The 12,841-nt window shown below is 52.1% G+C and carries 7 protein-coding genes and 1 pseudogene; 6 read left to right on the top strand and 2 right to left on the bottom strand.

The window, feature by feature from the left end; genetic code table 11:
- Positions 1–328 precede the first annotated feature (328 nt).
- From BM123_RS24000 to BM123_RS16050, 3 genes are all read left to right on the top strand, one after another.
- A complete protein-coding gene (locus BM123_RS24000; RefSeq protein WP_139211914.1) occupies positions 329–523 on the top strand; it encodes a hypothetical protein in 195 nt (64 codons plus the stop codon).
- A gap of 99 nt (positions 524–622) precedes the next feature.
- Positions 623–1,774 carry a DUF4221 family protein gene (locus BM123_RS16055; protein WP_090170366.1) on the top strand — a complete coding sequence of 384 codons (1,152 nt, stop codon included), beginning with the start codon at positions 623–625 and terminating at the stop codon, positions 1,772–1,774.
- 415 nt (positions 1,775–2,189) lie between these two features.
- A complete protein-coding gene (locus BM123_RS16050) occupies positions 2,190–5,489 on the top strand; it encodes an efflux RND transporter permease subunit (RefSeq protein ID WP_090170364.1) in 3,300 nt (1,099 codons plus the stop codon).
- Between the two features lie 431 nt (positions 5,490–5,920).
- Here the strand turns inward: BM123_RS16050 and BM123_RS16045 are convergent.
- A pseudogene (locus BM123_RS16045) lies at positions 5,921–6,835 on the bottom strand (hypothetical protein); the annotation flags it as partial.
- Positions 6,836–7,064: 229 nt separating this feature from the next.
- On the opposite strand from BM123_RS16045, the gene BM123_RS16040 reads away from it, so the two are divergent.
- Positions 7,065–8,423: a pyridoxal-phosphate dependent enzyme gene (locus BM123_RS16040; protein ID WP_090170376.1), complete on the top strand. Its 1,359-nt coding sequence runs from the start codon at positions 7,065–7,067 to the stop codon at positions 8,421–8,423.
- A gap of 185 nt (positions 8,424–8,608) precedes the next feature.
- Positions 8,609–9,151 carry a DUF6714 family protein gene (locus BM123_RS16035; RefSeq protein WP_090170362.1) on the top strand — a complete coding sequence of 181 codons (543 nt, stop codon included), beginning with the start codon at positions 8,609–8,611 and terminating at the stop codon, positions 9,149–9,151.
- Here BM123_RS16035 and BM123_RS16030 read toward each other — a convergent pair.
- Positions 9,148–9,783, bottom strand: coding sequence for a metallophosphoesterase family protein (locus BM123_RS16030; RefSeq protein WP_175489423.1), 636 nt, complete (start codon positions 9,781–9,783; stop codon positions 9,148–9,150). The genes BM123_RS16035 and BM123_RS16030 overlap by 4 nt on opposite strands.
- Before the next feature lie 853 nt (positions 9,784–10,636).
- Here BM123_RS16030 and BM123_RS16025 point away from each other — a divergent pair.
- Positions 10,637–12,781: a right-handed parallel beta-helix repeat-containing protein gene (locus BM123_RS16025; RefSeq protein WP_090170358.1), complete on the top strand. Its 2,145-nt coding sequence runs from the start codon at positions 10,637–10,639 to the stop codon at positions 12,779–12,781.
- Positions 12,782–12,841 lie beyond the last annotated feature (60 nt).

The following is a 12,841-nucleotide window of genomic DNA, read 5'->3' as shown; positions in this document are numbered from 1 at the left end:
CCCTCCAACTTCCCTTCGGTCTGTTAGTTGTTTTATCTGCGAATAATTCGACTTCCCAAGATGGCCGGATATGAATCGCACCAATCCGTCCGCCTGCCATACTAATACCGTGACTTTTTTGAAAATAATTCCTCCAAAGTTTCCTGATACCAGCCTATGTCCTTAATGCCGACTCGAAGTTTGGGTAAGTTTGGGTAAGTTTGGGTAAGTTTGGGTAAGTTTGGGTAAGTTTAAGATTAATAAAATCTAACTTTAAAAACGATAACTGACTTCTTACCGTCAATTCTAGGTGAGACCACGAGCAGGATGCTCTTAATATCCTTTTAACATGAAACGCTATTTTTCATTTATGACAATCTTATTGTGCCTGTCAATTTTCTTATCCCCAACGAATGTTGTTGCTAGTTCCAGTGGTGGAAGTGGTGCTAGCGAAGCTGGTGGTGGTTTGTACTATTGGAACGAAGGCCAAGACGAATGTTGGGGGACCGTCTGGGCTTGCGCAAAAGTTGAATCTGACGAGTAGTTTTAACGAAGCCTCAGCGTAATCGCCATGGGGTGCTTTGATAGTTACTCCATGGCGTTTTTACTTATACCTTTAGAGAATAAACATTAGCTAAAATTTATGAAACTTATACTACTGTCATTTTTATGTTTTACTACTTTAATGCATTCAGGGTGTAGTAAGGAAGAAGAAAGTGGCTCTTTTTTAATGCAAAAGTTGAGTTCTTTCGATCTTCCTTTAACAGATAATATGCGTGTAAACTCTTTTTGTGTCAGAAGTTTTCATGATAGGGATGGTAAAGATTTCTTGTATTACCTAAATGGAGTAGATAATTCAATTTACGTTTATGATGTGGCAAATAGGTCTATAGATCATAAGATGAGGATTGAAAGGGAAGGGCCTCAAGGAACTGGAAGAGTAGTTGGCTTTTCTATAATTGGTAAGGACTCTATTTTACTTTCTTCTGGAGGATATCCTAGTAATTTTCTTGTAGGTAAAAGTGGACAAATAATTGATAAATTTGAATACAAGTGGGAAGATTCGCAGCCTCCAACGTTCTCTCAATGGGACTCATGGTACTATCGTGATGCATCCGTAAAGGATGGCGTAGTGTATTTCCCGCAGGAGATAAATTTTCTGAAAATTGATAAAGACTATTTTGAACAAAATCCGATTGCTGCTTACGATTTAAGGACACGTAAGAGTAGGCTCTTAAGTTTTAAATATGCTGAAGATTACTTCGAAAAAAACCTTCCCAGGCCAATGATATTTTCGGGGGATGAGAACTATGTTTACTTCTCGATGATTGGAAATCATACCATATATCGGATTGATAAAATGACGGAATCCGCAGAAGAATACGAGGTTAAGAGTAAGTATATTACTAATAAAATTCAAAATAGAAACAAGGTGGCAGGAATGGATGATGTGCTGCGATATAATGCAACCAATCCCCGCTATATGGGTATTTACGATGACCCTTACAGAAATGTGACTTATCGTTTGGTGATTCTGCCGCCAGAAGATTTGGGAAGTGCAGAAGAGAAATTTGTACAACTAGATCGTTTCCCAGAACGCTTTTCGATTATTGTCATGGATAAAGAGATGAAAATATTAGGAGAACATTTATTTCCTAATAACATCTACCACCCTGCAGGAATATTTGTCTCTTCAGAGGGACTTTGTGTCCCTAAGACCCACCCGGGATACTATGTCGAAAATGGCAAGGAAACAGCTATGACAATTGACGTATTTAATTTTACTGTCGAGTGAATTTATTACTTGATCTACTTTGATCTGTCATCCAGAGATAGGTGTCACTATATGAATATCAAGAAGATTTTTCTTTCAATTTAGTCAGGTCGTGGGAATTACTCTGGTTTGCGCCCGATCAAACTACCGCCTGAAAGGATAGATAGGAATTCTTGTTTTTCCTAACTTAAGCCATATTAGGGCTCCGAAAACAATACCGCTTTGTGGTAAACACCAGTGTTGAGGAGGAGGTACGATATGTAACCTACCTGGAAGTTTTGATCAATCGGCGTTGCGCGCTACGCACAAAATTTCACCGGAGGTGAAGACCAGAGGGTTTACGGTAAAAGATTCTATTTTTCTGTTTACGGAGCCGGGGGAGTGAGGATTATCTGGAGTCCGCAGTTTTTTCCGGATTATAGCGGCTTAATCTACTTTGTCCTGCACTGATTTCTGTATTTTTGTCGAAACCTATTTCCCCATCCTAACCAACCTCCTCCACCGCCCCACCGCCCTCCTCCTCACGACCCTGGCGTTGATCATCCTCGGCCTGCTGGCCGCAGGCCAGCTCCCGGTGTCCTTGCTGCCGGAGGTGGGCATCCCCCGGGTGAGTGTGCAGGTGAGCTACCCGAATGCGGCAGCGCGGACGGTGGAAGACGCGGTGGTGAGTCCGCTGCGCAATACGCTCTTGCAGGTGAACCGACTGAGTGGCATCCGCTCGCGGGCGCGGGAGGAGTCAGCGGTGCTCTACCTGGATTTTCCCTTCGGCACCGACCCGGACCTGGCCTTCATCGAGGTCAACGAGAAGATCGACCAGGCCATGAACCAGCTTCCCCGCGAAGTGGAACGCCCCCGGGTGCTGGCAACGGACGTGAGTGATATTCCGGTGGTGCAGTTGAGTGTGACGAAGGTCCCTGGGCCCCAGAGGGGGAACGAAGGAGCTACTTACGAGCGTAGCGAGCAGAGCCGTCCCCCCTCTCCTCTGGACCTCGGAGCGGGCTCGAAGAGACCTGCGGAGAAGCCGCGCAGCGAAAGGGGCCGGGGGAGAGGTTTCCAAGGCGAGGGGATTCTAGACCTCTCCGCCCTAGCCCGCAACGTCCTCCGTCGCCGCCTCGAACAACTTCCTGAAGTCGCCTTTGCCGACCTCAGCGGGCAGCAAGAACCCCGCATCGTGGTGCGGCCCAACCAGGGCGCGCTGCGCGCGCTCGGCCTGACGGAGTCCGACCTGGGCAACCTCCTCCGTTCCGCTAACGTCGAATTGGGTGGTCTGCTGCTGGCCGACGGCTACTACCAGTACAACGTCCGTTTCACGGGCGACCTCCGCACGGCCACCGATTTGGAAAACCTCTACCTGAGGGTAGGGGAGGCCCCCGATGGCTCCGGCGGTCGTACCCTCCCGCTGTCCGACCTCGCTACGGTGAGCTACGAAGCAGAACCGGCGCGGGGCTTGTTCTTCCATGATGGCAACCCCGGCGTCGTCTTCACCCTCCGCAAGCGGGCCGATGCTCGGCTGTTCGACCTGCGGGAGAATCTGCAAACCCTCGTGGCTGATCTGGAGAATGAATACCCGGACCTACGCTTTAATCTCGACAACGACCAGACTTCCATTCTCCGCGCCAGTATTGATAATCTGAGCGGAGGGCTGCTCTACGGCGCGGGCTTCGCCATCCTGATACTTTTCGCTTTCTTCCGGGAGTGGCGGCGTCCACTGCTGATTGGCCTGGCCGTACCGGTCGCATTACTCGTCGCCGTATTGGGCTTTTACCTGGCGGGGCTGTCGGTTAATGTCATCTCGCTGGCGGGGCTGATTCTGGGGCTGGGGCTGATGATTGATAATTCGATTATTGTACTTGATAATATTGCTGGTCAGGAAACCTCCTCTTCAAGCGTTGGAAACCTCTCCCCAACCCCTCTCCGGCAGGCCTCGCCTGGGGCTCAGCGGAGAGGGGCTAGTGAAAACGCTTCGCGTTTTGAGGACGAGGACCCAAGCTTTGCTAAAGGGGGGCGAGAGCAAATCGCGGCCGCTACCAACGAAGTCATCCGCCCACTAATCTCGAGTGCGCTGACGACGATCGCCGTGTTCCTGCCGCTGGTATTGCTGAGCGGTGTAGCCGGTGCTTTGTTCCGCGATCAAGCTATTGCCGTCACGCTAGCCCTGGCGGCCTCCTTACTGGTGGCTTACTTCCTGCTACCAATGCTGAGCTATTTACTGAAACCCAAAACGCGAAGCGTTTTACAAAGCCCCTCTCCGTTGAGCCGGAGGCGAAACCTGCCGGAGAGGGGTTGGGGAGAGGTTTCCCTCCTCTGGCTCCTCCTTCTCCTCCCCTGGCTAGCCCTCGGCTATTTCACCCAAACCCAGCTACCTGCCCGTGGATTCCCGGAGTTGTCGCGCACAGACTTTCAGCTGAAAGTTGACTGGAACGAGGCATTGCCCCTCAACGATCATCGCACCCGCGTCCGCGCCCTCGAAAACGAATGGCGGGCTACTTTTGGCGGGAACACGGCGGCCTTTGTGGGCGAAAATCAATTTCTGCTGTCGGAGGAAAACCAGGCCGTCACCGCCTCTACCGTGCAACTGTTTCTGCCGGACGCTCCGGGCGCTGACTTTGCCGATGATTGGCTGGCGTCGCTCCGCGATGCCTACCCTTCGGCCAGCATTTCCTTTCAGCCGATTGCTAATCTTTTTGACCGGATTTTCCTCAATGATGATCCCTATCTCGAGGTTCGCCTTCGCGCTGCTAACGGCCGGGAAACACCCGATTGGAACAGCGTGCAACCACTATTGGAGCAACTCCGCGCCGCCGGCCACACGCCCGTCTCTCCGGCCCGAAAGGAGGCATTTGCCCTACGCATCAACTATCCCCAACTGAGCGTGAGCCGGGTAAGCCCCGAGCAATTGCGAAGCCGGCTGCTAACCCTGTTCAGCGAAAACGAGATCACCCGATTGCGGGCCAACGACCGCGCGCTACCGGTGCTCATCGCCGGAGACGACGGCCTGACGACGGAGCGGCTGATGCGCGCCACGGTCATCAATCAGGACGGCAAGGAAATTCCCATGCGCTATTTGATCACCACGGAACGACAAGCCGATTACCAGGTCCTCACCGCCGACGGGACGGGTGAATACCTTTCACTGGTATTTCCGGGGGAGCCTGCGGCCGCTGAGGCAGACGAAATAATGGCCCTAGTGAGCGGTCAGCAACAGTTCACCGCGCAGCTGGCGGGCCGGATACTGACGGATCAAACCCGACTCGGCGAACTGGGCGGAGTCCTGCTGGTCAGCCTCCTGTTGCTGTACCTGATTTTGGCCGCTCAGTTCGAAGGACTCAAACTTCCCTTCGTCGTGCTGCTGGTCGTGCCGGTGAGCCTGGTCGGCTCGCTCCTGGCCCTGTGGTTTACGGGCGGCAGCCTGAACCTGTTGAGCCTGATCGGGATGGTCGTGACCGGTGGTATTGTGGTCAATGACGCCATCATCAAAGTCGACATGATTGAACGCGGCCGGCGTGCTGGTATGCCGCTTGCCGAGGCCCTCAAAGAAGCCAGTCGCCGTCGGCTTCGGGCCATCGTGATGACCTCCCTGACGACCGTGCTGGCGCTGGCACCCGTCCTGTTCACTTCCGGGCTGGGCGCGGAGCTGCAACAACCACTGGCCATCACGGTGATTGGCGGGCTGGCGGTCGGGACCTTGGGAAGCCTGTACGTCGTCCCGTTACTGTACCGCTTGTTCCGGGCGTAGAACTTGATTTAGGCGCGAACGCAGGTGCAAGGGGAGGGGCGTAAGAGCAAGGCGGAGGCGGTCGGATGGATAAATTTGGAGCGCAGCGGCAAATTTTCCGTCCGGACGCTCGGAGCCGTGGCCAGCTTAGGTCCGACTGCCTACGCTTTCCGCCGACTGAAGTCGGCGGTACAACCCTACATCGGCCCCGCAAAGGATCCCGTCAGGAGGAACCGCATAATGAACACCAGGGCGATACTAACCAGCAGCCCGAAGGTGACCTTGCCGAGGTCTTTGCCGATGTCTTTGAAGGCGGCTTTGAGGTTGAGTCGGCCGGGAATTGTTTCGTAATAGATGACTACGGCGCGGGCGATCATGACGGCCGCCATGACGAAGATGATCCAGTCCTGAACGGCATCCCGCAGGTAAACGACGTAGCCGATCATACCCAGGACCAGGATGTTGAGGGCAATACCGAGGTAGTGGGCCGTAGGAGCAGCTTTGATGTCCGAGGGTTCTTTGCCTAATTCCATTTTGTAGCGAATGGCAATCTCCCGCCCCGCCAGCAGGCCCAGGAATACCCAGGTGGTAGACATCGGGACATTGCTGAACTCTTTGAAAAAGAGCAGGACCAGACCGTAGATGAAGTCAATGATAGTAGCGGAGCGAATGTCGGCTGTATTTGTTTTTGCCTTGACGATTTTTTGAATATTGCCTCCCTTACTGTAAAAGATAATGCCGAGCATGGTCAGCAAAATGGTCAGAGACAGGCCAATCTCAACGGCCGTCAGGGATCTTGGCAGGTATACGTAGATGTTGGCAAAGTCCTGAATGAGCCATTGCCCCCAGAGGAAACCGGTAGAGAGCCACTGGAGGATGGTCCAGTTGCGGCGTTCGCTGCGGGTGATATCACTGGAGATGAACTTCTTATCTAGAGCTTTAGTGATCAGCTGCCAGACAATGATGGCCACGCAAAAAGCCAGGGCGTAGCCCAGGATGGACTTCGTCGTCATCGCATACAAGCCCTTCGGTTTAAAGAAAGTCAGTACCAGAAAAGAGGTACTCACCGGAATTCCCGTTCGGGTCAGCAGCATCAGCACCAGTGGCGGCAGCAGGTAGGGCCAGCTCATATTTTCTACGAAGTCATACTTTTCCAGGCGGCCGTAGCTCACGTCTCCGGAGTAATGAAACCAGCCATAGATGAGTGTGAAGGCCAGAATGGAACCCGCAAAGGCCCAAAGCACGTACCAGGGACGCTCTTCATTAGAGGAAAGAAAGGTGCCAAGCGTCTGAATAGAATCATTACCAACGACGGCGTAGCCGGCGAGAATGAATCCAAGCCACATGATAATCAGCGTGGGGTCCATGCAGGATAATTAGAAAACCTAAAAAAGATCGCGCAAGATAGGTCGATGTTTGGAGGTCAATGTTAAGTGTGGGTTAAGTTGCAAGGGGTAGTTGCGGGGTGCCAGTTGCCAGTTGCCAGGTGCCGGGTTGCCAGGTGCGGACATGAGGACCCGGCACCTCGCACCCGGCAACTGGCACCCGCAACCCGCCCCCATGTTGTACCTTCGCCCCGCCCAAGAAAACAAGCCAATGGATATCAAGAACAACATTCTCGAAACAATCGGAAACACGCCGATGGTGGAACTGCACAAAGTCGTTGCCGGCTTGCCCTGTCGTGTAGTGATGAAAGTGGAAACCTTCAACCCCGGTCATAGCATTAAAGATCGTATGGGGCTCAAGATGGTGCTCGACGCGGAAGCGGATGGCCGCCTGAAACCCGGTGGTACCATCATCGAGTGTACGTCTGGTAACACGGGGATGGGGCTCGCCCTGGCGGCTTGTGTGAAGGGCTATCGTTGCATTTTTACCACCAGCGATAAGCAGAGCAAGGAGAAGTTTGATATCCTCCGCGCCATGGGCGCGGAAGTGATCGTTTGCCCGACGAACGTTACTCCTGAAGACCCCCGTAGCTACTACTCTGTGGCGGAGCGACTGAGTAAGGAAATCCCTAACAGCTACTGGTTCAACCAATACGATAACCTGAGCAACCGCCAGGCGCACTATGAAAGCACCGGCCCCGAGATCTGGAAACAGACGGACGGTAAGGTTACCCACATGATTGTGGGTGTTGGGACGGGAGGAACGATCTCTGGTACCGGCCGCTACCTCAAGGAGCAAAACCCGGAGGTGAAGATCTGGGGCGTGGATACCTACGGCTCTGTCTTCAAGAAGTACCATGAAACGGGGGAGTTCGACGAAAAAGAGATTTACCCCTACATCACCGAAGGGATCGGCGAAGACATTCTACCGAAGAACGTTGACTTCAGCATCATCGACCATTTCGAGAAAGTAACGGATAAAGACGGTGCCGTAATGGCCCGCCGTCTGGCCCAGGAAGAAGGACTCTTGCTCGGTTATAGCGCCGGCTCCGCCGTCGCCGGATTGCTGCAGATGAAGGACGAGCTCAAGCCCGACGACCTGGTCGTTGTCGTTATCCACGATCACGGCAGCCGCTACGTTGGTAAAATATACAACGATGACTGGATGCGGGAACGTGGATTCCTGGACACAGAACTACGGGTGAATGATCTCATCGCGCTGAAGAAAGATGCTGCCTTTGCGGGTATTGAGCCTTCAGCTTCGGTCCGCGAAGCGCTCAAAATGATGAAAGAGCATGCTTTCAGCCAGATGCCAGTCGTAGAAGGAGAAAAGTCCGTTGGCTCCATCATCGAAACCGACGTCCTCAACTTTCTGCTGGCCAACCCGATGGACAACGCCGAAAAAACGGTGAAAGAAATCATGCGGGAACCTTTCCCGGAAGTCAGTACGGAAATGACACTCTCAGAGTTAGGTAAGCACATCACGAAGGAAAACCCTGCCGTAGTGACTACTGACCGTTCGGGCCGGAAATACCTGGTGTCTCAATATGATATTTTGCAGGCGATATAGGGGTTTCACTAGTCCTCGAATTCTACCCCGTCGTAAATAACGGACATTGGAATACGAATGCCAAGGGTGGTAACGCTGCCCAAATCGCTGTTCAAAGCCTATTGCGCAGCGATCCTTCTTTTCCTCCGTAACAAAAACTTCCCGGCCATCATAAAGCGTTACGAACAAAACAGTAGCCTGGCCTCATGCCCCTCACCTCTCTCGAACAGCAAATTCACGACGCTTTTATCGATGCTCCCTTCCCCGCTGACGGATATGACATCTACGCGGGGCAAACGGACGATGATTACGGGCAGCCCAACTTCACGACCGAGCACCTGCCCGGTCGCCGATGGCACGAAATCAGCCCGGAACAGTTACTCGATTGTCAATCGGCCTTCAGCTACCTTCGGCCAGACGGTTGGCGGCACTACCTGCCAGCTGCGTTGATGCTGGAGATTAACCAACCTTACAGCAATATCAATGTGATCTGGCTACTGCGGGAAGGGGACGATTTTGCGAAGCAGCGGCAGGCCAGCCTCCATGCTACCCTGGACGCAGGGCAGGGGGCAGCGGTTGTCGCCTTTCTGGAATACTACATTGCCCGCGAGCGAAACATCCACGCTACTCATGCTCACCATCGTTACGCTCAGGCAGGCATGGAGTGGACGGAAGAATTGGAACCCGCCAGGCTAGAGGATGCGGAAGCGACGTTGGAATACTGGCGAGGGAGGTTGGCGGATGGCTAATCAATACACCGCACAAACGTCCCCTCCTGCGTGTCGAGGTTCAGTACGGTCAGGTAACCCATCCCTTCCATTTCCTGAGAACAGCCGGAATCGATGCAGGTGTACTGGTTTTCGGCCATGAGCTGAATACTCTTGCGGATGCTCAGCATCTTAGCCGGGGTGTGGCCATGGATGACGATGCGGTCGCCCAGGAAGTCCGGATTTTTGACCATGTCATCATACCAATAGCGCGCCCAGAGCATTTCGTATTCGTCCGATAATGGTTCAGGGTGCAGGAAATTAAGTCCGGCGTGCACCAGAATGTAGCCCGGCGTTTCGTGGTAATGGGGCAGGGAGGCAAACCAGTTAAGCGTTTTTTGCTTTAGCTCCGGTTGGGGAAACCATTCGTAGCGGTCTCTCTTGCCGGCTACATACTCTAACACCATTTCTTCATGGTTGCCCCGCAGACAGACTATTGGCTGTCCACTGGCTTCCAGGTCCCAGATCATTTCCAGAACGCCCTGGCTGTCGGGCCCACGATCGATGTAGTCGCCCAGGAGGAAAAGTTCGTCCGTAGGTTGAAGATTTATTTCGGAGAGGGCTAGCTTAAACGTTTTGGAGCAACCGTGGATGTCAGAAATGGCGTAACGCAAGAGATTGGTATTTCGGGGGTGTTTAACTTTGCCGCAGGGGTGGGGTAAGCTGCCACACACTACTGCTGGCAGGAGGGGGGGAGTCTTATGGAAGTAACAGCTTACGAGGGGCGAAAAGTTTTGGGCATACCGCAAGCAGATGAAAATTTTAAACGGGTTAGCTTTAAGTTTTTAGTATTCATAACTAATGTGATGATGCTGGTGGGCAAAAGACCAGGCATAAATCAATGAATACCTATGTTACACTGTACTAGTTTAAGGGAAAGCTGGCTAACCGTTCTGCTTAAATCGCTGAAGGAGTTGATAAGCCGGATCAACAAGTGTTTTTCTAACAAAAGTAAATAGGTATAAACACCTGTTTTGGTCAGTGATTATACCTGTTTGAGTTTGACTTGCCCTCCGGACCAGGTAGTTGGTGGCTATTATTGTGCAGGCGAATTAAAAGTTAACTACCACACATAATCACACACACACGCATTTTTCTGAATTTTAAAATTATATAAATTGAAGTAGGAATTTGTAGCGCAAGCTACCAGGCCTCCGAACCCTGTTCGGAGGCTTATTTTGCTAAATGCGTATTCAGATTTTGCGCTTTGGTCCCATGAACGTACGCCAGAAGTAAACGAACTTATAATCCCCATTTCAGAGGCCCTGCACCTTAGTGCAGGGCTTTTTTAGTGAATGTTTGCTCTTCAGGGTTTCCTTGCACCTGCGCCCCGTCGCCCGACATTTTCAGAAGCTGCTCAGGATTGTCTACCACAATTGTTCATCCTTCCATCACCATCGGATAATTGGTGTTGAGGTGGCTGTTTATGCCCTTACATTCGAAGCAACATTGTACTAAAAAGTAATCATGCACAAAGGACCCGGTTTCATTCTCGCCATTTTCTTTTTCTTTTCCTGCGCACTATCGGCAGCGGAATATCACGTCTCTAAAACGGGAAGCGATGATAATGACGGCACGGCCGCCGCGCCTTTCCTGACCATCGGTAAAGCCGCCGGCCTCGCTGTCGCCGGAGATATCGTGATCATCCATGAAGGAACCTATGAGGAAATGCTCCGTCCGGCCAATTCGGGAAGCCCCGGTAACCCGATTACTTTTCGCGCTGCCGGCGAAGACCGTGTTATCCTTACTGCTATGCAAGCGTTAAATGGTTTTACGGCGGATGGGAATAGTCGCTTCAAAACAACTATTGACTGGGACCTTAAGCAGGAAAATTTTGTGATGAATGGTGCCACGGCCATGGACCTGGCCCGCTGGCCTGATAATACTGACGGTAATCCTTTTACCCTCAACTCGCTGCGTAATGATAGCGGTAGCCCCGGAGAAACAGAATTCAATGCCTTTCTTACGGATTCGGACATTCCTGATTTCGACTGGACGGGGGGCTCTATCCTCTTTTATGGCGACCGGCCAGGCTCCGGCTGGACAACCTGGAAAGCCTTCATTACTTCCAGCTCCGCCGGGAGAGTCAATTTTGACCTGGAGAAAAATCAGGACTGGATTCGCACCTTCCACCCACCTGCTGACGGGGGAGATTACTTTTTGGAAGGAATTAAGGAAGTGCTTGATTACCAAAATGAATGGTGGTTCGACGAAGCCAGTAAAACGCTTTACGTTCAGCTGCCGGGCGGTGAGCAGCCAGCGGACGGGCAGGTACAGATGAGACGACGTAGTCTGGTGGTTGATCTTAAGGGAAAAGACTACATCAGCCTGGAAAACTTTGCCATCTTCGGCGGCAAAGTAGAGATCGAAGGGAGGGGCAATCGTCTCTACGGTATGTCCAGCTTCTATGGTAGCTATACCAGAGGGATCACCAGGAATTTTCACGCTGAAAGCCGGGCCGTTGATGTGAAGTGGAATGCCGTGGATACCCGAATCGAACACTGCGAAATCGGTTTTGGAGCCGGAACCGGCATCTGGGATAGTGGGAGTGGAACGACGATAGAAAATAATTACATCCACGATTTTAATTTCATTGGCGACTACGATGCGCCCTTAATGGTGCGTGGCCAAAACAATGCACTGGTGCTGAAAAACACCATCACCAACGGCGGTCGGGACGGCATTCAAATCATCAGTAAAAACTCCCGGGTCGGGTATAACGACATTTCTAATAGTAACCTCATTGCTGATGATTGTGCACTGCTCTACACGATCGGGACCGGACTGAATATGGAGATCGACCACAACTGGTTTCACGATGCCTACGGCAGAGGAGACCTTAAAAAGGCAGCGGGTATTTATCTGGACAATGACCCCGAAGGCGTAAGGGTGCATCATAATGTGGTGTATGACACGGAGTGGTCCAGCGTACAAATTAACTGGAACGGAAAAGACCTGGATATTTTCAATAATACTTTGTGGGACGGCTCCAAGGCCTTTGATGCCTGGCACAAGCCCGGTACGGCTTTCAGTAACGTGAAAATCTGGAATACGCTGACCAACAGCCCTGAACTTGAACCACAATCCGATAAGCAGAATAATGTGATTCTTGCTTCCGGAGCCTCTCCCTTTATGGAGGAGTCCGGGCTGGATTTCTCTCTGGTGGAAGGCTCTTCTGCCATCGACGCCGGTCGGGAAATCAGTGGAATTACTGATGGCTTTCAGGGTGCGGCTCCGGATGCGGGAGCTTATGAAAGTGGTCGCGAACGTTGGCTGGCGGGGGTAGACTGGGACATCACCCGGGGAGCTGCCTCCCGCTGCTACAACCTGCCGGGTGAAGATTGTTCTCGTTTTCCCGTTTCTATCAATGATCCGGCCAGAACATCAGACAGAACCATTGAGCTGTTTCCTAACCCCGCCGACGATAAAGTGTTTTTCAGAGACCTGAAACTACACGACATCCTGAGGATTTTTGACGCCCGGGGACGGTTAGTAAAAGATAACATCAGAAGTAATGATTTCTTCGATGGAGTAGATATTAGCGGGCTCGCTCCCGGGCTTTACCTGGTTACTGACGGAAAAGCAGGACTAGGGAAGTTTGTTAAGCAGTAAACGAGGGGCTTGGGTAATCCGGGAGGGAATGTTTCCCGGTCTGAGGCTAAACTCAGCGGT

It is taken from the genome of Neolewinella agarilytica, from assembly GCF_900110645.1.
Classification (GTDB): Bacteria; Bacteroidota; Bacteroidia; order Chitinophagales; family Saprospiraceae; genus Neolewinella; species Neolewinella agarilytica.
The sequence above is the reverse complement of the archived record's forward strand: the minus strand, read 5'-3'. Positions and strand labels throughout refer to the sequence as shown.

Excerpts from the sequence above, each read along its gene's own strand:
- BM123_RS24000 (WP_139211914.1), top strand. The coding sequence starts at position 329 with ATGAAACGCTATTTTTCATTTATGACAATCTTATTGTGCCTGTCAATT.
- BM123_RS16055 (WP_090170366.1), top strand. The coding sequence starts at position 623 with ATGAAACTTATACTACTGTCATTTTTATGTTTTACTACTTTAATGCAT.
- BM123_RS16040 (WP_090170376.1), top strand. The coding sequence starts at position 7,065 with ATGGATATCAAGAACAACATTCTCGAAACAATCGGAAACACGCCGATG.
- BM123_RS16035 (WP_090170362.1), top strand. The coding sequence starts at position 8,609 with ATGCCCCTCACCTCTCTCGAACAGCAAATTCACGACGCTTTTATCGAT.
- BM123_RS16025 (WP_090170358.1), top strand. The coding sequence starts at position 10,637 with ATGCACAAAGGACCCGGTTTCATTCTCGCCATTTTCTTTTTCTTTTCC.